The organism is Labrys sp. F242 (assembly GCF_057813875.1).
The window spans coordinates 87,276-111,694 of sequence record NZ_JBVASG010000009.1 but is presented as its reverse complement, the minus strand read 5'-3'; the positions used below and the strand labels follow the sequence as shown (position 1 = coordinate 111,694).

25 protein-coding genes and 2 pseudogenes are annotated in these 24,419 nt (G+C 61.2%); 12 read left to right on the top strand and 15 right to left on the bottom strand.

The genetic code is table 11. The features are described 5' to 3' along the window. Positions 1–7 precede the first annotated feature (7 nt). Positions 8–635, bottom strand: a pseudogene (locus ACZYTC_RS32875) (IS630 family transposase); the annotation flags it as partial. Positions 636–703: 68 nt separating this feature from the next. On the opposite strand from ACZYTC_RS32875, the gene ACZYTC_RS32870 reads away from it, so the two are divergent. Continuing rightward, positions 704–1,156, top strand: a complete 453-nt coding sequence (locus ACZYTC_RS32870; protein WP_488991598.1) for an IS110 family transposase — start codon at positions 704–706, stop codon at positions 1,154–1,156. 624 nt (positions 1,157–1,780) lie between these two features. Here the strand turns inward: ACZYTC_RS32870 and ACZYTC_RS32865 are convergent. From ACZYTC_RS32865 to ACZYTC_RS32810, 12 genes are all read right to left on the bottom strand, one after another. Beyond that, positions 1,781–2,467: a tyrosine-protein phosphatase gene (locus ACZYTC_RS32865; protein ID WP_488991597.1), complete on the bottom strand. Its 687-nt coding sequence runs from the start codon at positions 2,465–2,467 to the stop codon at positions 1,781–1,783. A 96-nt stretch (positions 2,468–2,563) separates the two neighbouring features. Next, positions 2,564–2,962 (bottom strand): histidine kinase, encoded by a 399-nt coding sequence (locus ACZYTC_RS32860; RefSeq protein WP_488991596.1) that lies wholly within the window; start codon positions 2,960–2,962, stop codon positions 2,564–2,566. A 55-nt stretch (positions 2,963–3,017) separates the two neighbouring features. Beyond that, positions 3,018–3,767 carry a COG4705 family protein gene (locus ACZYTC_RS32855; RefSeq protein WP_488991595.1) on the bottom strand — a complete coding sequence of 250 codons (750 nt, stop codon included), beginning with the start codon at positions 3,765–3,767 and terminating at the stop codon, positions 3,018–3,020. Between the two features lie 192 nt (positions 3,768–3,959). After that, a complete protein-coding gene (locus ACZYTC_RS32850) occupies positions 3,960–4,211 on the bottom strand; it encodes a DUF1344 domain-containing protein (RefSeq protein ID WP_488991594.1) in 252 nt (83 codons plus the stop codon). Between the two features lie 192 nt (positions 4,212–4,403). Further along, entirely contained in the window at positions 4,404–7,055 is a 2,652-nt protein-coding gene (locus ACZYTC_RS32845) for an ABC transporter permease (RefSeq protein WP_488991593.1), read from the bottom strand. A 21-nt stretch (positions 7,056–7,076) separates the two neighbouring features. Then, on the bottom strand, positions 7,077–7,730 hold the full coding sequence (locus tag ACZYTC_RS32840) for an ABC transporter ATP-binding protein (RefSeq protein ID WP_488991592.1): 654 nt from the start codon (positions 7,728–7,730) through the stop codon (positions 7,077–7,079). Next, positions 7,723–8,385 carry an ABC transporter ATP-binding protein gene (locus ACZYTC_RS32835; protein ID WP_488991591.1) on the bottom strand — a complete coding sequence of 221 codons (663 nt, stop codon included), beginning with the start codon at positions 8,383–8,385 and terminating at the stop codon, positions 7,723–7,725. Before ACZYTC_RS32835 ends, ACZYTC_RS32840 begins: the two co-directional genes overlap by 8 nt. Before the next feature lies 1 nt (position 8,386). Further along, positions 8,387–8,989 carry a hypothetical protein gene (locus ACZYTC_RS32830; RefSeq protein ID WP_488991590.1) on the bottom strand — a complete coding sequence of 201 codons (603 nt, stop codon included), beginning with the start codon at positions 8,987–8,989 and terminating at the stop codon, positions 8,387–8,389. Positions 8,990–9,089: 100 nt separating this feature from the next. Continuing rightward, positions 9,090–10,460: a HAMP domain-containing sensor histidine kinase gene (locus ACZYTC_RS32825; protein ID WP_488991589.1), complete on the bottom strand. Its 1,371-nt coding sequence runs from the start codon at positions 10,458–10,460 to the stop codon at positions 9,090–9,092. Beyond that, positions 10,447–11,124 (bottom strand): winged helix-turn-helix domain-containing protein, encoded by a 678-nt coding sequence (locus tag ACZYTC_RS32820; RefSeq protein WP_488991588.1) that lies wholly within the window; start codon positions 11,122–11,124, stop codon positions 10,447–10,449. Before ACZYTC_RS32820 ends, ACZYTC_RS32825 begins: the two co-directional genes overlap by 14 nt. A gap of 255 nt (positions 11,125–11,379) precedes the next feature. Then, entirely contained in the window at positions 11,380–11,628 is a 249-nt protein-coding gene (locus ACZYTC_RS32815; RefSeq protein ID WP_488991587.1) for a hypothetical protein, read from the bottom strand. Between the two features lie 134 nt (positions 11,629–11,762). Beyond that, positions 11,763–12,401, bottom strand: coding sequence for a DedA family protein (locus ACZYTC_RS32810; RefSeq protein WP_488991586.1), 639 nt, complete (start codon positions 12,399–12,401; stop codon positions 11,763–11,765). A gap of 115 nt (positions 12,402–12,516) precedes the next feature. On the opposite strand from ACZYTC_RS32810, the gene ACZYTC_RS32805 reads away from it, so the two are divergent. After that, positions 12,517–12,774: a hypothetical protein gene (locus ACZYTC_RS32805; RefSeq protein WP_488991585.1), complete on the top strand. Its 258-nt coding sequence runs from the start codon at positions 12,517–12,519 to the stop codon at positions 12,772–12,774. 502 nt (positions 12,775–13,276) lie between these two features. Here the strand turns inward: ACZYTC_RS32805 and ACZYTC_RS32800 are convergent. Beyond that, a pseudogene (locus tag ACZYTC_RS32800) lies at positions 13,277–14,219 on the bottom strand (IS30 family transposase). Between the two features lie 276 nt (positions 14,220–14,495). Then, a complete protein-coding gene (locus ACZYTC_RS32795; protein ID WP_488991584.1) occupies positions 14,496–14,690 on the bottom strand; it encodes a hypothetical protein in 195 nt (64 codons plus the stop codon). Between the two features lie 441 nt (positions 14,691–15,131). Here ACZYTC_RS32795 and trbB point away from each other — a divergent pair, with 441 nt between their 5' ends. Genes trbB through ACZYTC_RS32745 form a run of 10 tightly spaced genes read left to right on the top strand, consistent with a single transcriptional unit; the run spans position 15,132 to position 24,417 of the window. Further along, a complete protein-coding gene (gene trbB, locus ACZYTC_RS32790; protein WP_488991583.1) occupies positions 15,132–16,112 on the top strand; it encodes a P-type conjugative transfer ATPase TrbB in 981 nt (326 codons plus the stop codon). Next, positions 16,109–16,441 (top strand): TrbC/VirB2 family type IV secretion system protein, encoded by a 333-nt coding sequence (locus ACZYTC_RS32785; RefSeq protein WP_488991582.1) that lies wholly within the window; start codon positions 16,109–16,111, stop codon positions 16,439–16,441. Before trbB ends, ACZYTC_RS32785 begins: the two co-directional genes overlap by 4 nt. Beyond that, positions 16,441–16,722, top strand: a complete 282-nt coding sequence (locus tag ACZYTC_RS32780) for a VirB3 family type IV secretion system protein (RefSeq protein ID WP_488991581.1) — start codon at positions 16,441–16,443, stop codon at positions 16,720–16,722. The genes ACZYTC_RS32785 and ACZYTC_RS32780 overlap by 1 nt, the downstream gene beginning before the upstream one ends. A gap of 9 nt (positions 16,723–16,731) precedes the next feature. After that, positions 16,732–19,179: a conjugal transfer protein TrbE gene (gene trbE, locus ACZYTC_RS32775; RefSeq protein WP_488991580.1), complete on the top strand. Its 2,448-nt coding sequence runs from the start codon at positions 16,732–16,734 to the stop codon at positions 19,177–19,179. Beyond that, positions 19,176–19,940 (top strand): P-type conjugative transfer protein TrbJ, encoded by a 765-nt coding sequence (gene trbJ / locus ACZYTC_RS32770; protein ID WP_488991579.1) that lies wholly within the window; start codon positions 19,176–19,178, stop codon positions 19,938–19,940. The genes trbE and trbJ overlap by 4 nt, the downstream gene beginning before the upstream one ends. A gap of 19 nt (positions 19,941–19,959) precedes the next feature. Further along, positions 19,960–20,247: a putative entry exclusion protein TrbK-alt gene (gene trbK-alt / locus ACZYTC_RS32765; protein WP_488991578.1), complete on the top strand. Its 288-nt coding sequence runs from the start codon at positions 19,960–19,962 to the stop codon at positions 20,245–20,247. Between the two features lie 3 nt (positions 20,248–20,250). Further along, on the top strand, positions 20,251–21,609 hold the full coding sequence (gene trbL, locus ACZYTC_RS32760) for a P-type conjugative transfer protein TrbL (RefSeq protein ID WP_488991577.1): 1,359 nt from the start codon (positions 20,251–20,253) through the stop codon (positions 21,607–21,609). Next, positions 21,606–22,295: a conjugal transfer protein TrbF gene (trbF, locus tag ACZYTC_RS32755; protein WP_488991576.1), complete on the top strand. Its 690-nt coding sequence runs from the start codon at positions 21,606–21,608 to the stop codon at positions 22,293–22,295. The genes trbL and trbF overlap by 4 nt, the downstream gene beginning before the upstream one ends. Next, a complete protein-coding gene (gene trbG, locus ACZYTC_RS32750; protein ID WP_488991575.1) occupies positions 22,292–23,278 on the top strand; it encodes a P-type conjugative transfer protein TrbG in 987 nt (328 codons plus the stop codon). The genes trbF and trbG overlap by 4 nt, the downstream gene beginning before the upstream one ends. Next, positions 23,275–24,417: a TraB/TrbI/VirB10 family type IV secretion system protein gene (locus ACZYTC_RS32745; protein WP_488991574.1), complete on the top strand. Its 1,143-nt coding sequence runs from the start codon at positions 23,275–23,277 to the stop codon at positions 24,415–24,417. Before trbG ends, ACZYTC_RS32745 begins: the two co-directional genes overlap by 4 nt. Positions 24,418–24,419: the final 2 nt, after the last annotated feature.

The following is a 24,419-nucleotide window of genomic DNA, read 5'->3' as shown; positions in this document are numbered from 1 at the left end:
ATCCCGTTTAAGTTGGTTCATAGCCGGCGGCCTGGAAGTAGTTTGCGTATTCGGTTGGGGTAAAGAGGTGGACAATCGAACCAACCGCGCCCCACAGGGCGGTGATGGTTCTTTCGGCCTTTGCCCGTAGCAGCGCCTTGAGTTTGGAGAATGCATTCTCAATCGGGTTGAAGTCGGGGCTGTAGGGCGGCAGGTAGAGCAGGCTCGCCCCTGCTGCCTCGATCGCCTTGCGCACGCCGGCGGCCTTGTGGGCTGGCAGGTTGTCCATCACGACGACGTCGTGGAGTCCAAGGGGCGGGACCAGCACCTGCTCGACATAGGCAAGGAATACATTGCCGTTCATGGCGCCATCGTAGACGAAGGGAGCCGTCATGCCCGTCAACCGCAATGCTCCGGTGAAAGTTGTCGTTTTCCAATGACCGTGGGGAACGCCGGCCCGGCAACGCTCGCCGCGGAGCGCTCTTCCACGCAAGCGTGCCATCTTCGTCGACAGTCCCGTCTTGCTGCTCCGCGCTGCTCTTCGGGTCGTCGATGAACACTAGCTTTGCCGGATCGAGATCGAGTTGACCGTCGAACCAAGCCTGGCCGCGTTTCAGGATGTCGGGCCGATCCTGCTCCAGTGCATGTGCGGACTTTTATGGAATGGCCCGCCCCTCCTTCCGGTGCCGTAGTGTCGCCGGTGGTTCAGGAGGAGGAATTGGACATGGCTGTGACGACAATTGCTGTTCTGGGGATAGATCTTGGAAAGAACGTGTGCAGCGTGGTGGGCCTCGATGGGTCGGGCGCGGTGGTGATGCGGCGCAAGGTCAAGCGCGAGACACTTGTCGTCATGGCGGAGAAACTGCCCTCATGCACCGTTGGGATGGAGGCCAGCTGCTGTGCGCATCATCTGGGCCGGGTGTTCGCGGCCCACGGTCACGACGTCCGCCTGATGTCGCCCGAATATGTACGGCCTTATGTCAAGGCGCAGAAGAATGACGATCGGGACGCCGAGGGGATCGCGGAGGCGGCGACGCGGCCGACGATGCGTTTTGTCGAACTCAAGAGCCAGGAGCAGCTCGACATGCAGACGCTTCACCGATCGCGAGACCGGCTGATCCCGGATGCGCGGCGACATAGTTTGAAACGTCGATCGCATGCAAGCCATCCACGCTGATCAGCAGCACATGCTTGTAGGCAACCTCGGCCGAAGCCGGTTGAACGACAAGCGCCGGCACGATCGACAGTGATCCTAGCAGGAAGGATCTCAGGAAACGCGTCATCGATTTATCCATAACTCATTGAGTAAAAGCGACGCGTGGTTAGCAATGTGAGATCACAGAATTATAAAAATTCTGATAATTATTTAGCAGTTATTTTCGGTAAAAATATTTCAAGAAATACAATAATATACGTTGAAATGCGTTATATTTTGTATTGCAATCGATTTTTAATCGAATTGTATTTCCAAATCTAAAACATGATTCCAGCTCTCAGTATGCCGCCGGGATCGGCGTGGGAGGAAGTGGCGCCGACCGTGGGCGGAGCGCAGGCAACAGCACCGGCTGTACGACGCCTGGTCGATGAATGGCGGAGTTGCCGTGCAGCCGTCTTTGCCAAGACGGGCAGAGCGGCAAGGCAAGCGCTAGGTTTCATCGTGATCGTAACCCAGCAGTGGTTCCAGCCGCTCCCAACTGCTTATAATCGCATAGTTCGGCAGGAAGGGCAGTGGAATATGACCATAGCGCAATGAAATCTGCGCCTCAGCCTTGGCTTCTCTCGACTTGGCAATCGCTGCCAGCTACAGCGCGGCGGCTAGGCTCGTTCTGTCCGCCCCCGAGGCACAGTGTATCAAGATCGGCTTGGGAGCGGTTGCCATGATGGCAATGAGCTCTTCGGCCTGGTCCGGAGGCAAGATCCGCTTCGCCGACATCCTGAAGTCGATGTGCCGCACACCGAGCGCGTCGGCGTTCACGCGTTCGTTGTCGTACCTGGCCTGCTCCGGATTGGGTCCCCGCAAGTTGAGAAACGTCTTGATGCCGTAGCGCCCAACATAATATCGCAGCGGATGCTTGCTTAATTGACCCGACCGATAGGCCTGTCCAGCGACGACCTGTCCGAAATTGCCTGTGAAGACGGCGTTGCCGACATAAGCGGTGCTAAAGGCGACACTTAGGCCAACGGCACCCACGAGCCACACGCGCCATTTGCGTAAAAAGGCTTGATCGCGACCTTGCGACACCCTCGTCTCGATGGGGCTGGCTCTGAGCCGGGCGCGTTGCCTCAGCCTTTCAAGAAACAGTAGGGCCGCCGCCAGTGAGGCCGCACCATAGGCATAGATAGCGTGGCTTGAATCGTCTGAGCCGGACAGCCCACCGAGAACGGAAAAGAGGACAAGACCGCCCAAGGCAACTAAGGAAATAAGGTTCTCTCGCGCCAAAAGCGCTGGCAGCAAAGATGCGACTACCCTTCGAGCCACCGAGGTCATGACGCGCTCCTTTGTCCAATATTTCGTCGAGTAAAAGATGAAATTTTCTCTGGCCATCGTGGAGTCGCGAGAGAAAATAGATGTGACGCAGGGTTTTCAGGAATGGGTCACCGCATCCATCGTCGACAATAGGTCCGCCATCACCTGCTCGCAGGTTGCCGGATCAGGCGCATCGGCCCGCAGCGCGTCGAGAGCCTTGTCGATGGCCTTGTCGATCCTGTGCCAGTCGGTGGCGGCGCGAGGCTTGAGGCCGGCTTCCTCCTCATCCCATTTGGTTTCAAGGTCCTTGATGCGGGTCTTGGCGCCAGCGAGGTCGCCCCGGTCGACCAATGTCGACACGTCGATGACAATGGTGCGGAACGAGGCAAGCTCGCCGAGCTTGGAAGCCGCCGACGCATGGGACAGGAATGGAGCCCGCATATCGCCGTTCAGGAGCGGCTCACCGGCTACCATTGCCAAGGCGCCAATGACGATTGCCGGAATGACCTTCTTCATGCACGCATTTCTTTCTTGTGAGAGATTGTTTGGGAATTTTCTAAAGAACAGGCCCTCATTCGGCCGAGCGAAGCCTCTTGCCGTGTTCGCCGGTGACGGTGATCCACATCACGAGCGCCACGATTACGGTAAGGAAGGCGATGCTGGTGTAGATCGTGCCAAGGCCCACGCCGCCATATTCGCGCGATTGCGAGAGCAGGTCGCCGAGCGATGCTCCGAGCGGGCGCGTCAGAATATAGGCGAGCCAGAAGGTCAGAACCGGATTGGCACCGAGAGCGAAGGCCACGGCGATCACGGCGATCAGCGCTCCGAATATGATCACGCCGAGCTGAAAGCCCATGCCCAGGGCTTCCGTCGCCAGGTCGCCGGCGGCCGTCCCTAGAGCGAAGGTGAACAGGATGGCCGTCCAGTAGAACAACTCTCGCCGGGTCGTGACAATGGTGTGGATCGACAGCGTGCGCTCGACGGCATACCAGACAGCGAAAGTCGCCATGAGCGCGCAGCTGAACGCGGTCGTGCTGCTGTAGAGGCTGATATCGAGCTTGTCGGTAAGAAGATCCGTGATCTGCGTGCCGACGATGCTGACCAGCACCACCGTCAGCCAATAGATCCACGGGACATATCTGCGGGCTCTCACTTGCAAGAGCAGGGCTATGACAAGGAACGCTGTCATGCCGATATCGGTCGTCATCGTGCCGAGGCCGACATGGACCGCCAGGTAGTCCGCCCCCGTCTCGCCAACGGTTGTCGAGAGGATTTTGACAATCCAGAAGATCAGCGTGACCTCTGGCACCTTGTTGAACATTGAAGCATGAAATGTCTGTGTCGTGACCGCCACTACGCAACCTTTTCGAGTTCGACCCGACGTGCGCGGCATATTCCGTGCACTAAATTAAGCCGGGCCTTGGAAACCAAGATTGTTGAAGGATTTCGCCGTTGGGGCGATTGATGCAAATTGAGGGGGTTCGCCTCGGCGCGGTCCTTGACTGAAGGGGGATTATTGAGCGGCCTTGATGCTCGTTACCACGGTCCGGCCGGCCTTGGTCGAGTAGACGATCTTCACCTTCTCACCGACTTTGAGAGCCTCTGCCTCGATCCCCTCTGGCAGAGTGAACCTCTTGCCGTCGGTCAGCGTGATGGCATCATGGCTTTTATCGACCGTCTTTACGGTGCCGGTTATTTCGCCCCCGAAAGCGGCCGTCGAAATAGCGACCAGCGCCGTCGTGAGGAGAGCGGTTGCATTTTTCATGTGGAAGCTCCCATTCGCTTGAACTCTCAGGTGCTAGGCGCTTTCGCTGCGTGGGCGGCGCCAGTGGTTCCCAGTGTCGGAGAATGGACGGACCTTGAAGGGCGTAATTTGCCGCCACATTGCCGCGACCATACAAATCCGTAAGCTGACGGCGTCCTTATGGTGTCTCCCTGATGCTGTCAGAAATCGGGCTTAGCGATCCCGTAGATTCTCGGCCTCATGGCCCGATCGCGAGACTGTGGCCAGGACCGCTGCGGCGACAGCGGCGGTGACAAGCAAGAATACGATTGCCAGGTAGCTCCAGGGGATCGTAAGAGCCTCGGGCGGCGGATCGAAAACGCCGGCTAGCAGTTTTACCAGCATCCAGGCGATCGCAATGCCGGAGGCGATGCCGAAGGCAAAGCCACCGACAATGATGAGAAAACCCTCGCTCCACAGGAACGCCGCGAGTTGCGCCTTTGTGGCTCCAATTGCGGTCAAGACAGCAAAGTCCCTTCGCCGTTCGATAAAGCCCAGCGCTAAAACGAGTCCGCCAGCGGCGGTAGCCATGACGACGGCGAAAAAGAGCTCTATGGTCGTCAGGCCGACAAGGTCGATTGCCGTCAGGCTCGATGCGATGAGACGCGCGGCCTGGCCGATATCTGAGATCTTCATTCGAGGGTCCGCTGCTAGTGCCGACGAGACCTGCCGCGCCAAGGCGGCGGGATCGCTCCTGGCTCGCATCAACACATATTCAGAGGCTGGCGAAGCCGTCATGTCGGCGACATAGACGGCATTGGCGACCAGAAAGGAGTCTTTCGGCGCAGTCGGGAACTCGCGAACGATCCCCATGAAGGTGAACGGCACCGGATGATATTGGTGATCTTTCGCATTCAGCAGCCGCAGGTTGATGGTGTCGCCTTGCTGGAGCTGAAAATCCCGGACCGTCTCTTCGGACACCAGCACGCCGTTGCGGATCGACGCGAGTTTCGCAAGGCTCGCTCGCGCGTTGCCGCTGTCGAAATAGGCGTCCGACAGACTTGTCGCGCGATCGATGCTGACAGGATTGATTCCGTAAAGGTCCTGTAGATCGGAGCCGACATAAGCGAAGCGGTGCTGCATCGGCTCCGCGGCACCCGTGCCCGGAAGGCCTGCAAGCATCGATAAATGGGTCCCTGCCGGTCTGTCGGCAGTACCAAACACGGTGACGTCGGAGCCATTCGTCAGTTCGGCGTCGACCCGCGATTGCGCCATATAGGTGGCATTGAAGATGGCGGTTGATGTTGCAAAGGAAATTGCCAGCGCCATCATGGCGATCCCCGCCGTCAGCCGTGGCGCTTGCCGGGACAGGGCTGCGATGACGATAGGCGTCAGTGCGCCAGCTACCGGCCAGACGGCAGCGCTGAGAAGAACTCCACCGCGACGTATGGCATTGTCTGACAGGCGCAGCGTCGCAAGCGCTATTCCCGCCCAGAACAAGGTCGGCGCGATGAACGCCTTGTAGTCCACGGCTGTTGCGGCCACCCCCTCAGGAGCGAGTACGATCTGGTAGCCGGCGCTTGCTTCTTGCCAGAAGAACAAGGCAGCCCCCAGGAGCAGCAGCGCGTCCAACCACAGCCGCTGCCACAGGGGCGTACCGCCCGGCGCTATTACCCGACGTGCGGCGTTGACCGTAAGCCGTCGAGTGGTGTGCCAGGCCGGGTAGGCATAGGCGATGAAGCCAGCCGAGAGGCCAATCAGCGCGGCGAGCATCAGCGGCTGCGCATTAGGACCCGATATTACGGCCATTCCCGGTATGAGTCGCGCAAATGCCAGAGCCAGCCCAATGCCGAGCACCACACCGCCGGTTGCCGCAAAGACGGCTTCTCCAAATGCCAAGGCAAGGATTATTCGCACAGACGCGCCGCGCACGCGCAGCAATCCCTGCTCCAGGTTGCGGCGTGCGCCGCCGGATGTCGTCACGGCGAATGTCAGCGCCAGCGCTAGCGCGATACCCGGAAGCCCCAAGAAAAGGAACAACACCGTGGCATAGCCTGCGTCTTCGCGCACGGCGTCGAGGCGCGATGCGAGATTATCGGCGATCAGAATCTGTCCAACTGCTCGCGCCTCGAAATTCCTCGCGGCGCCACTCACAAAGGCAAAAGCAGAGACGGGGTCGGCGGGAAGCGCTTCGCGAGAAAGCCGCGCATGTAATTGCACTTGCAGACTGTCGGGCCTGGCAGCCTGTTGAGAGGCAAACAGGCGCTGCCAGTCGGCCGACGGCACGATCAGCACATTGTCGGGCGGTGCTTGCGGTGCTGCTTGCGGTGGCAGGCCGATCGCCTGGAAAAACGCGTCCGCGTCAGGAAGGTCGACGATACCGGCGATCGGCACCGTCATTGGTGGCTGGCCGATCCGCCGGATCGCCACCCGATCGCCCGGTGCGATGTGAAGGTTGGCAGCGGTCTGCTGCGCGACAAGAATGCCGTCCGCCGTGCCCGACAGCAACCGCATCTCGGCGGGAAAGTCCCGCCAATAGCGGTCGTCAACTGCAACGACCTGGCCTGGGCCCGTTGTTTGGGTGGTGCCGCCGGCGTTTGCCTCGAAACCGTCAACACCAGCATAGCGAGCTTCGTGCACGGCCTGTAGGGGGGCAGCCTGCTGTAGTGCTTGCCTGAGTGCCGACGGATCGGCGCCCGGGACGATTTTCACCTGCCAGTCTATCGGCACTGCCGAGACGGCATGGGCCGTCATGCTGCTTTGCGCAGCGGAAAAAAACAACGCCAGGGCCGCCAGCAGCGCGACGGCGAGGCAAATTCCCGCCATTGCGCCTGCCACTCGGGCAGAGCGGTGAACAAGAACGCCGCGCATCCACAGCCACAGCATGGATATCATCCCGTTGCCAGATCAGCCGATTGCCAATCGCCCATGGTTCATTGTCCATCGCATTGCCAGACGACCGGCGACGTTTTCGTCATGCGTAGCAACGAGCAATGCGCAGTTGCTGCCCTCGAGGTGATTCAAAATCGCTTCCATCACGCGGCCTGCCGTCGCGCTGTCGAGTTGCCCGGTCGGTTCGTCGGCGAGAACAAGCTGGGGGCGCAGGAACAACGCCCGCGCGATTGCCACCCTTTGGGCCTGACCGCTCGACAGGTCCTCCGGCAATTTATCCGCGAGGTCCTCGAGGCCAAAGGCACAAAGCAGATTGAGGCTCTTGTCGCGGTCCGGGATTTCGCCGACGAGAAGAGCCGGCAACTCGATATTCTGCACCACGCTCAGTGCAGGAAACAGACTTGGTGATTGAAACACCAGGCCGATCCGTCGTGGCCTGAGCCGTGTGGCATGGCCGAGACCAGGCCAATCGATCCTCCCGCGGGTCGGCTTGTTGAGTCCGCCGAGAATATGCAGCAGGGTGGTCTTGCCAGAGCCGGACGGACCGACGAGCCCGATGCGGGCGCCCGATGAGATGCCGCAGTCCACATCGTGCAAGACCTCGACGCAGTTCTCCTTGCCGACAAATGCATGGCCAACACCAGTGCCGACGACCAGCATCTCAGACATCGACGACCCTCCCATCCCGCAGCCGGATGATGCGGTCAGCCCTTTGCGCCAGCGCCGCGCTATGTGTCGCAAGCAATGTCGCCAGGCCGGCCCGGCGCCTGGCTTCGAAATGGTCGATCAGGCGGGCTTCGGTGTCTCGATCGACTTCTGCGGTTGGTTCGTCAGCGACAAGGATCGGCGGATCGGCAGCCAGAGCCACCGCCAGGCCCGCGCGAGCGGTTTCGCCGCCCGAGAGCTCGGTGGGGAAGGCCTTGGCGCGGCGCTCCAGACCGACCATCTCGATCAGGTGGCCGATGCGCGCCTTTTCGACCTTACCGGCCAGGAGCAATTGGAAATGGATGTTCTGTTCAACGTTCAAATGCGGAAACAGGATACTGGACTGCAGGAGGATGCCGAATTGCGTCGCGCGGATCTTCGCTCGACTCGCCTCCGTTCGTCGCGTGAGCCGTTCGCCCCCAACAACGACATGACCACCGTCCGGCTCGTCCAATCCCGTCAGACATGACAGCAATGTGGTCTTGCCGCTGCCCGATGGTCCGATCAGGGCAACGAACTCGCCCGACGATAGGCTGAGATTGACGCCGCGCAGAGCAAATGTTTCCTCCTCGAGCGCATGGAAAAACCTGTAGAGCTCGTAGGCGTCCAACGCCGGCATGTCACTTCCATCCAAATGAGCGTGACATCAATTGCCATTGGTCGACATTATCGGCGCCTCTGGGGGCATAGAGCCCGAGTGTAACAAGCCGCCCGCCGTTGAAATAGAGATAACGTTCATTCTCGAGGCGAACTTGCCTGCTACTGACTGCGTTAGGTTCGGAGTTCGACGTATAGACGATGCGAATGGCACTGCCTGCCGGCAGCTTGACGGCGCTCACTGAGGCCACCGTCACCGCACGCTCGGCCGCTTCCAGCTTGGGCAGATAGTCTTTCTTCGTACTCTCGACGGTCGGTGCTGTGTCTGCCTTCGCAACGGAAAGGATGACGCCGTCCAGCTTGTCGACGAAATTGACGCCGTCTGCTCGGTCCGAACGCGCCCAGCCCTCAGGCACCTTGAGCGTGAATCCCGCGGGCGAAACATAGTCGATAAAGACTTGCGTATCGGGGATGTCGCCCGGCGGATTCTTTTCAGCGGGAGCGGGCTTCTCGGCCGAAGAGGCCATAGGGACGGCGAGGGGAAGCGACGCGGTGCCGAAGCCTGCAATTGCGACGCCGATGGCCAGAACGCCGGTCCTCAGGGCGATGGGCGGGACTGTTTTCATCGGTGCAATTCTCCATGAAGGACAGAATGCACCGAGTTTAAGCCGCATTGTTTACGGGCAGTTCGCCGTAACAATACGGATTGGTAAGCCAGATCGTAGATCAGGTCCCGTGCACTGCAGGAAAGCTGACGACGACGCCTAGCCCTGGAGACATGTCCTTGAGCACAATCCTGGCGCCGTGAAGATCGGCAATAGCGTGGACCAGGCTCAGCCCGAGGCCACTGCCGGATGTGCTGCGGCTCTTGTCGAGCCGATATAGTCTACGGAACACTTTGTCATGCTCGGGCTCAGGGATGCCGGGGCCGTCGTCAGCGACCGTGGCGACGACGCTATTGCCCTGTTGTGTGACCGACAATTCGATGAACGTTCCAGGCGGGCAATGCCGAAGAGCGTTTTCGACGAGATTGGCGAACAACTGGGTAAGGAGTTCGGCATCGCCGTGGATGCGCCCGCCCGGTCCCTGCAGGGTCTTGCGCATCGATAGCAACATGCCGCTATCTTCCGCGACACCAGTGTAAATTTCGGCGATCGTTTCAACCACCCTATCGAGATCGAGGTCCGTGAAACGAGCCTTGCGCGCGCCGGCCTCGATTTGGGCGATGCGCAGCAATGCGTCGAAGGTTTCGTTGATCTGTCCGCTTTCAGCGCGAGCGTCGAGCAGCTCACGGTCGATATCTTTTCCGGCTGCAGCCTTCTCCCCGGCAGCTTCAAGAATCATCTGCAGGCGATTGAGCGGCGTCTTCAAATCGTGGGCAATGTCGCTGGAGACTTGCCGCATGCCCTCCACCAATGCCGAAAGCCGATCGAGCGCCGCGTTGATCTGTGCAGATACACTATCGATATCATCGCCGTTGCCGATCAGCTCAATACGGGCCGCAAGCCTGCCTTGGGAGACATCGCCCATGGTCGCCGCGATCGCATCGAGCCGGCGCTGGACTCGCAATGCAAGCAATGTTCCCCCACCGAGGGCGAGGACCGCGACAAGTAGAGTCGCCCAGCCGAACCCTATGAGGACGATCCGTTCTAGATCCCGTGTTTGTGACAGACCCAATGCAACGACCAGATTGTTGGTTCCGACCCTGCCGGAGAAGACACGATAGGCATTGCCCTTGGGAACGCCGGATGTTCCTTCCTCGATGACCGAAAAGCCGGCCGGACTGTCATTTGCAAGGAAATTGCCCGCAAGATGAGCTCCATTCGCATCCGTCAGGGAGAATAATTGTTCTCTTGGGGAAGCCAGCTTGGCATGGCTATTCACCGTTGCGACGAGATCCTCCAGATCGGCGCCAGCATAGGTGGCAGCAACGACGGCGAACGTCTCCTTCGCGGATTGATCAAGGCGGTCAGACAGGTTGCTGCGCATGAGTTGATAGACGACCGCCCCAGACAGCGTGAAGGCGACGACGAACAGCAGTGCGAAAGTGAGTGCCAGCCGGAAGGGCGTGCTGCGCAGCAGACTAAGTCGGCGCATGCAGGCTGTAGCCCATGTTGCGGACTGTGTGGAGGAGCGGCGTCTTGAAGGGCTTGTCGATCTTCGTCCGCAGCCGGCTGATGTGGGTTTCGACGACGCTGGTCTTCGGATCGAAATTGAAATCCCAAACGCGTTCCAGCAGCATGGTGCGGGTGACGACCCTCCCTTCCGCCTGTATCAGCACCTCAAGAAGCCTGAACTCGCGCGGTTGGAGCTCGATCACCTGTCCCTGCCGAACCACCCGTCGCTTGATCAGGTCCATTTCGAGATCGGCGACGCGCAGGACACGTTTCTGATCGTAAGCAGGCGTGCGCCGGTTGAGCGCATTGATGCGTGCCAGGAATTCGGAAAATGCGAAGGGTTTGACCAAATAATCGTCGCCGCCGGCTTCGAGACCTTCGACTCTGTCGTCAATACCGCCGATGGCTGTGAGAAACAGCACCGGTGTGCGCACGCCGGCAGCCCGCATTGCCTTGACCAGCGACAGACCATCGATGCCGGGGATCATCCGGTCGGCGACGATGATGTCATAGGTCTCACGCGTCGCAGCGAACAGGGCATCGCGACCATCCGTGAGGCCGTCGCAAACGTGTCCCGCTTCCGTCAGCCCACGAGTAATATACTCTGCCGTCTTGCGGTCATCCTCGACAAGGAGAAGTCGCATCGATGGTCTGCCACCCTTACCAATCGGTCTTTCGTTTGCAATTTAACACACCAGCCGTGTGTTTCAGTCGGCTGCGGGCATGCTTCCTTTGTCCAGTAGAATTCCTTACTGTCGCTTCACATGCGATGCGTTATCACCTCTTGAAACGTCTCGCCTAAGCAGTATCGGCGCGCCCGCAAGCCCTCGCAGGGGCTCTCCTCCCACCGTAGTGGAAGGCCGCCATCCAGGCGCGCCTATCATTCACTTCACTGCCGCTCAACCGCCAACAGCGTCTGCCGTACACTTCTTGACAAAGCTCGATTTGGCTGCACCCGCGAGCTTCTTGGTTGCCGCCTGGGCATCGCAGGCACTGCCTGCATCCTTCGAGCACTTGTTGGTGAAGGCGGTGAGGGCGGCTCCCGCCAGCTTCTTATCGGTTGCCTGAGCCTTGCAGGTGGCGCCAGCGGCCAAGGCATTTCCGGCGAGGCAGGTTGATAGAAGAACTGCAGCAATTATTCGCACCATGGCGATTCTCCTTCGCCCCCAAACGAGTAGCAGAATGCCCCGGCGAGACGTCATGGTCGAGATATTCTTTAGCGACCTGTGAGCGTCATCAAGCAGGGCTAACGGTACTGGCTGCACTTGAGGAAGCCGCTGCTTCATTCGTTCGGGAGAGCGGCATTTGCACGATCCACCAACTCCTGTTCATGGCGCCGGAAGAATAAGATACCCAAAATGGCAACACCAATTGCAATCGCCAGCAGCAACAAGCTGACCGGACCTGCGACCCGTTTGATCTGCTCGCCAAACAGATAAGCTCCACCGCCGAAGAGCGTGGCCCAGCAAAGACCGCCACAGGCATTCATCAGCAGGAAATGCGGCCAACGCATACGATTTGCGCCGGCAAGCACAGCCGCAAAGGCGCGCAGGAAGGCAATAAATCGCCCAAAGAAGACGATCTTGCCGCCGTGCTTGAGGAATAGATATTGGCCGACTTTGACCCTCGTTTCGTCAAGGCGAATATATCTGCCATATCGAAGGATCAACCGAAGTCCGATCGACCGGCCGATCAAATAACCGATATTGTCACCAATGATGGCCGCTGAAGCCGCCGTCACGACCACAGCCAGAAAACTGATCCGGTGCGTCGAGCCTGCGTACAGAGCGGCTGTTACCAAGGCGGTTTCTCCGGGTAGGGGGACACCCATGCTTTCGGCCATCACCACGGCAAACAGGACCCAAAGACCATAAGCCTGCATCGAGTCCTGCATCCAGGAAGCAGAAACAATGTCGAACAAGACGACCTCATCATCCCGATTGCCGCGCGACAACGTAGGCTCGCTATCCGCCTTGCTCGCGCCAAGATGTTACCCAACGTTACATATAACTGTGGGGCGAGAAAGCGAAGCGAACATGAAGAAACTCGGACTGGCAGTGGCGGTCGTTGCCGCCGTAGGAATGAGCACCCATGCCCATGCCGTGGGGTGCATCTCGGGGGCGGTTGCCGGCGGTGTCGCTGGACATTATGCCGGCCATCATGCCGTGCTTGGCGCAGTTGGAGGCTGCGTGGCCGGGCATCAACTTCATAAGAAGCAGCTGCAAGCCAAGAAGCTCCAGCAGCAACAACAGGCGCGTCCTGCGGCAACAGTCAAGCCGGTGCCGGCGCAATAACCGGACCACGCCCTGATAAGCAAAGCCGTGCCGGAACTTAGCCGGCACGGTCCACGCTGAACTTGCGCCTCTCGATAACAACTTCCCTCGGCCGTATCGGCGCACCCGAACGGACCGACCAGGCCGTGCCGGTGCCTTGTGGTGAGGCGGGGAGCCGGCTTGGCGGCCAGGGGACACGGTAGGGCTCTTCAACTCGCCTCAGTGATAGGCGATCCAGAGCACGACGACGCCGAGCAGAATGCGATAAACGGTGCAGGGCCAGGTTGAAAAGCGCTCGAATATACGCATCAGGTCCCACAAGGCCGACACCTCTTCAGGGCATGGCTGGACCCGCCGGACGAGGGACGAGGCCAAGACACGTGGACCTGGCGACTCTGTATACGGGTTTCGCCAGCATAGCGACCACTGAGCCATTTCTACAGATTCAACCTCGGACATGACAAGTCACTGACATGTGAGTTCTCACCGAAGTGCGACAGCGGGCAGGCGCAGGATAGCTGCTTCATCGCCGGGCTGCCATCAGCTTTCTGCGGAAGACCGCGGCGAGTGTTCGAAAGCCCAGGCATTTGCGGGGTGTCGAGTTGAGGTGATGGCACCATTGGCGAAGGAGAGGCTCGTCGAGGGACAGAGGATCGACGTCACTCGGTAGCCATCGGCGCGCACGTCGGTTCGTGTTCTCGATGGTGCCCTTCTGCCAGGGCGATTGGGGATCGCAGAACCAGGTCTGGACGTCAAGCCCGGCCTGCAGATAGGGCCAGTCGGTGAACTCGGTACCACGGTCGAAGGTGATCGAACGGCGCGCCGTTCGGGGTAGGGGAGCGAGCAACTCAATCAGGCCTTGCATGACAGGGCGCGATTGCCTGTCATTGTTGCGAGCGAGGACGGTGAAGCGGCTGACGAGTTAGACTAGCGAGGGGACGTTGGCCTTGCCGGACTTCCGCTGGAACTGGATGAGATCGCACTCCCAATGGCCGAGTTGGCGGCGTTCGCGCATGACGTCTGGACGGTGGAGAATGCTCAGTTCTAGGCTGAAGCGGCGCCCATGTCGCCTACCGGCGTGTCGAGGCCTCCGCCGGGCAGGAGTTTCGGGCAGGTGGTGCCACAGCTTCTGCTCGCGTCCTTCGCGGGAATGCACGAAGCGATAGATGGTCTCATGGCACACACGCGTGCGGCTGCGGCTGCGGCTGCGGTCGTGCTCGAGCCGGCCGGCGATCTGTTCGGGCGACCAACCATGGCGTAGTCGCTCCTCGACTGCCGAACTCAGTGACGGCAAGCGCAACAGCTTGCAAAGCGCACACGTTGGGCAGTTCGCTGTCGTTGAACAGATTGCGTCGCAACTCCCGGAAGATCGTTGAGCGGTGCCGCCCGAGCTTTTCCGCGATGACGTCGACACTCACGCCTGCATGGCGCCAGCGCTCGATCTTACGTCGTTCATCCAAACTGATCTAGGAGTAGGTGCGTTTCATGAGGGGACCTGAAATAACGATAGGCCTTTGACATCGCTAGCAAGTCGCACTTCGAGATAGAACGCACCACTGCGTAAGCCACTTGCGCAAAACTTGGCAGCCACTCGCGCAAAACTTAGCGAGAAGTTGGATTCCTTCGTTATCGAGTTCGGTTGTCGGCTGGCCAAGAAGCCAAAGTTACGACAGGAGATTGGCGAGGACCTGCCAGGATCGATCACCTACCAGACAACCACGACTTAGCCACACTTTCTGGCATTAAGCCTTCCGGAACAGGATGCGGAATTGTGGGCCGGAAATCGTCGCCATCGTCCTGCTGGGGACGGGCAAGACTGCAATTACCGCAGATGCATCGATATTTTCTTGAGCGAGAGCGGCGTTGAGCGCTTGTACCGTCGCTTCCGTGTAGATTTCACCAATTGGGTCGATTGCGGCCGATTGGGCGGAATTCATGGCTCGTCTCCATCTGTTCGGTGATGAGGCAAAGCGACTGCATGACGCTTCGCCGCTGCCGATCTAATCCGCTCAGTAAATTATCTCTTTCATCAGATCTAATCGCATTATCTTCTGTTTCTGATCAGAAAAACTTATCTTCTTGGCGTCTTTGGTCCGCACCTGACCATTGCGCTGTGGTCTTCTTGACCCTGTTGCAGGCGACATTCGCATGTACGACCGCCATCACGGTTAGGCACTCGAAGCATTGACTGCGGCTTCGAATACCCCATGCGCACCCGCTCCTTCGTGGATCTCAAAAGCACGAAACCGCCGATCTCCTGTATTTTTACGCCACACTACGGCGTCCTCGATTTCTCGTTGAAGCAGCGCGGAATCTGGCTCTTTTAATCATCCCCGTCAGGGGAAGGACCGTGTCCGCCCCGCTGGAATCGGGGGAGCATGGTGGCTTCGCACTACAACTCAGACGGCCTTGCACGTGGCGCGCGCATGCTTCGCACCGCGCTTGGCCCAGCCATTGCCCGTTTTTTGGAGGAACCCGCCGTCGTCGAGGTCATGCTGAACCCCGATGGCCGCATCTGGGTCGATCGTCTCTCTGAGGGACTGGCCGACACCGGCAAGACATTATCGGCGGCCGATGGCGAGCGCATCGTGCGTTTGGTCGCCCATCACGTCGGCGCCGAAGTTCATGCGCGCGCACCGCGCGTTTCCGCTGAACTCCCGGAGACCGGCGAGCGCTTTGAAGGCTTGCTTCCTCCCGTTGTCGCTGCTCCAACCTTTGCCATCCGTAAGCCCGCTGTCGCCGTCTTCACGCTCGGCGACTATGTGAATGCCGGCATCATGACTGCCCGCCAGGCCGCGACCTTGCGCGCAGCAGTCGTTTCGCGCGCGAATATCCTGGTTGCGGGGGGGACCTCGACCGGCAAGACCACGCTCATAAACGCCTTGCTCGCGGAAGTCGCGAATTCCGCCGATCGCATCGTCATCATCGAAGACACGCGCGAGCTGCAATGTGCGGCATCCAACCTGGTTGCCATGCGCACCAAGGATGGCGTGGCCACATTATCCGATCTCGTGCGCTCGTCGCTCCGCCTGCGGCCGGACCGCATTCCCATTGGAGAGGTCCGTGGTGCAGAAGCGCTCGATCTCCTGAAGGCCTGGGGGACGGGGCACCCGGGCGGCATCGGCACCATCCATGCCGGTTCCGGCATCGGCGCCTTGCGCCGGCTCGAACAGCTCATTCAGGAAGCGGTCGTCACCGTCCCCCGTGCCCTGATCGCCGAGACCATCGATCTCGTCGCCGTTTTATCCGGCCGCGGCTCTGCGCGGCGATTGGTCGAACTCGCCTTCGTCGAAGGGCTCGGCCCGGACGGCGACTACCGCATTACCCAGGATACCTCGAACGCAGGAAATCTCCCATGATCCTTGTCACCACGCGCATCGGTCGCACGGTCGCGACCGCGGCGGCCTTTACTTACGTCAATCTCATCCTCGCTCCGGCCGCTTTTGCCTCCGGTTCGTCCATGCCGTGGGAGGCGCCTCTTCAGAAAGTCCTTCAGTCAATCGAGGGGCCGGTTTCCAAGATCATCGCCGTGATCATCATTATCGCCACCGGTTTGGCACTCGCCTTCGGCGATACGTCGGGTGGTTTCCGGCGGCTGATCCAGATCGTCTTCGGCCTCAGCATCGCCTTTGCAGCGTCGAGCTTCTTCCTGTCGTTCTTCTCCTTCGGCGGCGGAGCGCTGGTCTGATGGCGATGGCTTTTGAGCAACTCGACGCCGTGCCGGGCTTCACGGTTGCGGTTCATCGTGCGCTGACCGAGCACATCCTGCTCGGCGGCGCACCGCGCTCCATCGCCATCGTGAACGGCACGCTGGCAGGGGCGGTCGGCCTCGGTTTGCGTCTGTGGCTCGTCGGGCTGTTGATCTGGGCCATCGGGCATTTTGCGGCGGTTTGGGCCGCAAAGCGCGATCCACTCTTCATCGAAGTTGGACGCCGGCATCTGCACATTCCCGCTCATCTGTCGGTGTGAGCGGCGGCCATGATGAACCTCGCCGAATATCGCCGCTCCGCCGCACGTCTTGCCGACTATCTGCCCTGGGCTGCGCTCGTGGCCGAGGGCATCGTGCTCAACAAGGATGGCTCGTTCCAGCGCAGCGCGCGCTTTCGCGGGCCCGATCTGGACTCGGCCGTTGCGGCTGAACTGGTCGCGGTCGCCGGCCGCATCAACAACGCCTTCCGCCGCCTCGGTTCGGGCTGGAGCATCTTCGTCGAGGCGCAGCGTCATGAAGCGGCGACCTATCCCGACAGCATCTTTCCCGATCCGGCCTCTGGTCTCGTCGATGCCGAGCGCAAGGCCGACTTTGAGGAGCAGGGCGTCCATTTCATCTCAAGCTATTTCCTGACCCTGCTCTATCTGCCGCCGGCCGAGGAAGCGGCACGCGCCGAAACATGGCTCTATGAGGGCAGGGAACGGGCCGGCGTGGATCCGTCGGAGATCCTGCGAGACTTTGCCGATCGCACCGTCCGCATTCTGGCCCTGCTCGATGGCTTCATGCCGGAATGCGGCTGGCTCGACGACGCCGAGACGCTGACCTATCTGCATTCGTGCGTTTCCACCAAACGCCATCGCGTCCGGGTCCCCGAGACGCCGATCTATCTCGACGCATTGCTGGCCGATCAGCCATTGACTGGCGGCCTGGAACCGCGTCTGGGCGATCAGCACCTTCGCATTCTCACGATCGTCGGTTTCCCGACCGCGACCACGCCCGGCCTGCTCGATGACCTCAACCGGCTGGCTTTTCCCTATCGCTGGTCGACGCGTGCCATCCTGCTCGACAAGACCGATGCCACCAGGCTGCTGACCAAGATCAGGCGGCAATGGTTTGCCAAGCGAAAATCCATCGCCGCGATTCTCAAGGAAGTCATGACCAACGAGGCATCCGTCCTCGTGGATACGGATGCGGCGAACAAGGCTGGTGATGCCGACCTCGCCTTGCAAGAACTCGGGCAAGACCTCGCCGGCATGGCCTATGTCACTGCCACCATCGCAGTCTGGGACGCCGACCCACGCCTTGCCGACGAAAAGCTGCGCCTGGTCGAGAAGGTCATCCAGGGCCGCGATTTCACCGCCATGATCGAGACCGTCAATGCCGTCGATGCCTGGCTCGGCTCCTTGCCCGGACACGCTTACGCCAATGTACGCCAGCCTCCGATCTCGACGCTCAATCTCGCCCACATGATCCCCCTCAGCGCCGTGTGGGCGGGGCCGGAACGGGACGAGCATTTCGATGCGCCCCCGCTGCTTTACGGCAGAACGGAAGGCTCGACCCCGTTCCGGCTATGCCTTCATGTCGGCGATGTCGGTCATACGCTCGTTGTCGGCCCGACCGGTGCCGGCAAATCCGTGCTGCTCGCCTTGATGGCCCTGCAGTTCCGGCGTTACGAGCTGTCCCAGGTCTTCGCCTTTGATTTCGGCGGTTCCATCCGAGCCGCGACACTCGCCATGGGCGGCGATTGGCACGATCTCGGCGGCGGCCTGACCGAAGGCTCCGACGCCTCCGTCGCGCTTCAGCCGCTGGGTCGCATCCACGATACCTATGAACGCGCCTGGGCGGCTGACTGGCTCGCCGCGATCCTGACGCGCGAGGGTGTACCCGTAACTCCGGAGGTCAAGGACCATATCTGGACGGCGCTGACCTCTCTCGCCTCCGGCCCCATCGAAGAGCGTACCATCACGGGCGTGGCGGTCCTGCTCCAGTCAAACAGCATCAAGCAGGCGCTTCGACCCTATTATATCGGCGGTCCCTATGGTCGGTTGCTCGATGCCGAAGCCGAACATCTCGGGGGCGCCGACGTGCAAGCCTTCGAGATCGAGGGACTGATCGGCACAGGCGCGGCGCCAGCCGTGCTGTCCTATCTGTTCCATCGCATCGGCGACCGTCTCGATGGCCGACCCACCTTGCTCATTATCGATGAGGGCTGGCTGGCGCTGGACGATGAGGGGTTTGCCGGCCAGCTTCGCGAATGGCTGAAGACGCTGCGCAAGAAGAACGCCAGCGTCATCTTCGCCACGCAGTCGCTTTCCGACATCGACAATTCGGCGATCGCGCCGGCAATCATCGAAAGCTGCCCGACCCGGCTTCTCCTGCCGAATGAGCGCGCGATTGAGCCGCAGATCACGGCGATCTATCGCCGGTTCGGGCTGAACGACCGGCAGATCGAGATCCTCGCGCGGGCAACACCCAAGCGTGACTATTATTGCCAGTCACGGCGCGGCAATCGCCTCTTCGAGCTTGGCCTGTCCGAAGTCGGCCTGGCGCTGTGCGCCGCATCCTCCAAATCCGATCAGACGCTCATTGGCAACCTGCTCGCCGAGCACGGCCACGAGGGCTTTCTCAAAGCCTGGCTCGAGGCCCGCAATGCCGGCTGGGCGATCGATCTCATTCCACCTCTTATCCCCTCACCCCAACAGGAGACCCAGTCATGAGAGCTCGCCATCTCCGACCGCACGCTGCCGTTCTGGCGACGACCCTGCTTTCTGCGTCCCTGGCATTGGCGCCGATCATGGTGCCGCCGGCTTGCGCGGATATTGTGTTCGATCCATCGAACTACACGCAAAACGTCCTGACGGCCGCGCGCTCGCTCCAGCAGATCACCAATCAGATCACCGGACTGCAAAACCAGGCCCAGATGCTGATCAACCAGGCGCGCAACCTCACGAGCCTGCCGTTCTCTTCGCTTCAGCAGATCCAGCAGTCAGTCCAGAGGACGCAGCAACTTCTCAATCAGGCACAGAACATCGCCTTCGACGTCCAGAGGGTCGACCAGATATTCCAGCAAAAATACGCGAATATCTCGCTGTCTGCGAGCGACCGGCAACTCGTCGCCGATGCCCGCTCGCGCTGGCAGAACACGGTTGGCGGTCTCCAGGATGCCATGCGGGTACAGGCCGGTGTCGTCGGCAATATCGATGCGAACCGGACGCAGATGTCGGCCCTGGTCAACCAGAGCCAGGGCGCGACCGGTGCGCTGCAGGCAGCCCAGGCCGGCAATCAGATTCTGGCTCTGCAATCCCAGCAGCTCTCCGATCTGCTCGCACTTCTCGCCGCCAATGGGCGGGCAAGCACGCTCAGCGAGGCCGAGCGTGCCGCCGCAGCGGACCAGGGACGCGAGCAGCGTCGCCGCTTCCTGACGCCGGGCACAAGCTACCAGCCCGGCAATGCGCAGATGTTCAACACCGGCAACTGAGGCGGGGTGGGGGATCGTCATGGATGGCAAGACGTTTGCGCGCCTCGGCGCGATCGTGTTCGTCGCTGTCGCCATTACGGTGACGGTGATCGAGTTGACCGATAAGCAGAAAAGATCACCGACTTCGCCGGTGCGCCTGATCCCATCCGATAGCGATCCGCTGCGTGAAGGGCAGCGCCGCTGCCGGCAGCTTGGACAAGAAGCTCTTGAGGATGCCGAGTGCCTGCGTGTCTGGAGCCAGACGCGCGATCGCTTCCTCGGTCGGGCCTCCGAGCCGTTCTCCTCACCCTCGAGCGAAGGACGGTGACGCATGGGTGGTAGCGGCGTCATCGACAACTTCCTCGGGGTGTTCACCCGCTACATCGACTCCGGCTTCGGGCTGCTAGGCGGCGAAGTCGGCTTCATCGCATCCACTCTGATCGTCATCGACGTGACACTGGCGGCGCTTTTCTGGAGTTGGGGTGCCGATGACGACATCATCGCCAGACTGGTGAAAAAGACGCTTTTCATCGGCGCCTTTGCCTATCTCATCTCCAATTGGAACAATCTGGCGAAGATCGTCTTCGATAGCTTCGCGGGCCTTGGCCTCAAGGCCAGCGGCACCGGCTTTTCGACGGCGGACTTGATGCGCCCCGGCATGGTCGCACAAACCGGCCTCGACGCGGCCCGTCCACTACTCGAATCCATTTCCGACCTCATGGGCTGGGTGGCGTTCTTCGAGAACTTCATCCAGATCGCCTGCCTGCTCTTTGCCTGGGCCTTGGTGATCCTCGCCTTCTTCATCTTGGCAATCCAGCTCTTCGTCACATTGATTGAGTTCAAGCTCGCCACACTGGCCGGCTTCGTGCTGATCCCTTTCGGCCTGTTCGGCAAGACCGCCTTCATGGCCGAACGCGTGCTCGGTAATGTGATCTCCTCCGGCATCAAGGTCCTGGTGCTCGCCGTCGTCATCGGCATCGGCTCGACCCTGTTCGATCAGTTCACCCGCGGCTTTGGCGGGCAGACGCCGACCATCGACGACGCCATGGCTGTGGTTCTTGCCGCGCTGTCGCTCCTCGGCCTTGGCATCTTCGGTCCCGGTATCGCCAATGGCCTCGTCTCAGGAGGGCCGCAGCTTGGCGCTGGTGCCGCCGTTGGCACGGGGCTCCTTGCCGGTGGGGCGGCCCTCGCCGTTGGTGGTGGCGCGATGCTGGCTGCGAGGGGAGGGGCCGCGGCGCTTTCCAGCGGAGCCGCTGCCATTCGTGCCGGCGCGACCGCAGCCGGCTCGGCGAACGCGGCCTATTCGCTGGGCGCCGTGGGAACATCCGGAGCGGCCGGCGTCGCCTCGGGTCTCGGCGGTGTGGCACGTGCAGCGCGAGGCGCGGCCGGCAGCGCGGCGGTCTCCCCACTTCGCAGAGCCGCTGCGAGCGGCAAGTCCAGTTATGCCGAAGGCCTCAAATCCGGCTTCACTTTAACCGGCGGCTCCTCGACCAAGGGGACGATTGGCGCTGGGGCCGAGACATCGCCTGCACAGACCAGGCCTGCGGATGCCCCCTCAGGCCGGACGCAGCGCCTTCGCCGATCCATCCATACAGGAGACGCCGTTCAGACCGCGGCCCATGCCGTTCGCGCCGGCGACAGCCACGGCGCCGGCTCCTCCGTCAATCTCTCCGAAAGTGACCGCTCATGAACCTTTTCCGGCGGCATGCCGCGCATTACGGCAAGACTCCCGAACCCGAAACTCCCTACCAGAAGGCCGCGCAGGTCTGGGATGAGCGTATCGGATCATCCCGCGTTCAGGCCAGGAACTGGCGGTACATGGCCTTCGGCTCGTTGATCCTGTCGACAGGTTTTGCCGCGGCACTGGTCTGGCAGTCGGCCAACGGCACGGTCGTGCCATGGGTGGTTCAGGTCGACAATCTTGGCCAGGCGCAGGCGGTCGCGCCCGCTGAAGCCGACTATCGCCCGACCGATCCGCAGATCGCCTGGCATCTCGCCCGCTTCATCGAGCAGGTTCGCTCCATTCCCGCCGATCCGGTCATCGTCCGCCAGAACTGGCTGCGGGCCTACGACTGGACCACGGATCGCGGCGCCGGGGCACTCAACGACTATGCCCGTGCCAATGACCCCTTCATCAAGGTCGGCAAGCAGCAGATCGCCGTCGAGGTATCGTCGGTCATTCGCGCCTCGCCGGATTCCTTCCGCGTTGCCTGGATAGAGCGACGCTATGAAGACGGCAAGCTCTCGGCGACCGAGCGTTGGACCGCGATTCTCACCATCGCCATCCAGCCGCCACGCGATGCCGACCGGCTCAAGGCCAATCCGCTCGGGATCTATGTCAATGCCATCAACTGGTCACGGGAGATGAGCCAATGAGGCGGCTAATGATCCGCAGAGACGGCAATTTGGTTTTGGGTAAATCCGCAATTGCGGTTCTTCTGCTTTCAAGCGGCTTGCTGGCTGGCTGCGCCACGACGCAAAAGCCCCCTGAGATCCGTTATGACAAAGACGTGCCGCCGCTTGCCGCGATGCCGGCCGCAGTTGCCGAGGACCGGCCGCGGCCGCTGCACAGTCCCCCGGCCTGGTCGCCGGCGCGCGGCGGCGCAACTGCGACGGTGCCGACCGCTCGCGTCGAGAACGCCAATGCCGCCGCCCGCGTCCAGCCGCGCCGCGAAGGTTATTACAATGCCATCCAGGTTTATCCCTGGTCGGAAGGCGCGCTTTATCAGGTCTATGCGGCCCCCGGGCAGATCACCGATATCGCTCTCGAGCCCGGCGAGAACCTGACCGGAGGGGGGCCGATCGCCGCCGGCGACACGGCTCGCTGGATCATCGGTGACACCGAGAGTGGAGCCGGGGTGACACGACGCGTTCATGTCCTGGTAAAACCCAGCCGCGCGGGTATCGCCACAAACCTCGTCATCACCACCGACCGTCGCACCTATATGATCGAGCTGCGTTCGGACGAAAAACCCTACATGCCGGCCATTTCCTGGGCCTATCCGCGAACGTCGGGAGGTCTGCGCCAAGCCGTGCCCCCAGCACCGGCGATCCCCGCGGTTGCGGCGCGCAATTATCGATATGGCCTCACCGGCGACAATCCGCCCTGGAAACCCCTTGCCGTGTATGATGACGGCCGGCACGTCTATGTCGAATTCCCGCGTGGCATCGTGCAAGGCGAAATGCCGCCCCTCTTCGTCATCGGCCCGGAGGGCGAAGCCCAGATCGTCAACACCCGCACCTACCAGCACATTCTGATTGTCGATCGCCTGTTCGGCGCGGCCGAACTGCGTCTTGGCAGCGGCGACCGCCAGCAGACCGTCAGGATCGCGCGGACCGATGCGAGGCCTTCGTCATGAGTGAGAACGACAATGCCGCGGCCATGCGTCTGCGCGCTGAGCCGCCGCGCGTCACCCGGCTTTCGCGCAAGGTTTTGGTTGGCATCGGTATCGTCGCATCGCTCGGCGTCGGGGGCGCGTTGATCTATGCTCTTCAAAACCGCAGTGGAGAACAGAATGGCGAAGAGCTTTATTCCACCGCCAATCGGCAGCCCGCCGATGGTCTTTCCGGCCTGCCGCGTGACTATACCGGCCCCATCCTGGGGCCGGCGCTACCCGGTGACCTCGGCCGTCCGATCCTGGACGCGCAGAACAAGGGGCAGCCCGTCGTGCCGCCGGCCGTTCCCACGCCGGGCATCGATGAAGCCGAACAGCGCCGACGGGCCGAGGAAGAGGCCGCCCGTACCAGCACAGTCTTCTTCCAGGCTCGGGCAGGATCGACGGTGGCAGGCATGACCGGCGGGTCGACGCCAAGCCTTGCAGGTCTTGATCTCGCGGGTCAGTCTGGTCAATCAACAGCCCAGGACAGGCAGCTGGCTTTCCTCAATGCCGCCGCGGATCGGCGCACCATTGCGTCCGATCGGGTTACACCGCCGGCTTCGCCTTATGTGCTGCAGGCCGGTGCCGTCATTCCGGCCGCCCTCATCACAGGGATCCGCTCGGATCTGCCCGGCCAGATCACGGCGCAGGTCACGGAAAATATTTATGACAGTCCCACCGGCCGTATTCTGCTCGTGCCGCAGGGCACGCGGATCATTGGTCAATATGACAACAGTGTCCAGTTTGGCCAGCGCCGGGTGCTGCTGGTGTGGAACCGGCTCATCCTGCCCAGTGGCCGCTCCATTGTCCTGGAACGTCAGCCTGGTGCCGATACACAAGGCTATGCCGGCCTTGAGGATGGTGTCGATTACCACTGGTGGGATCTTGCCAAAGCCGCTGGCCTGTCGACGCTGCTCGCGGTCGGGGCTGAACTGGCAGTCGATGATCAAAACAGGCTTTTGCGCGCGATCCGCAATGGCACGCAGGACACCATAAACGAGGCCGGCCAGCAGATCATCCGTCGCCAGCTCAACGTGGCGCCGACGCTGACTATTCGGCCGGGATTTCCGGTTCGCGTCATCGTCACACGCGATCTTGTCTTCGAACCCTATAGAGGATGACC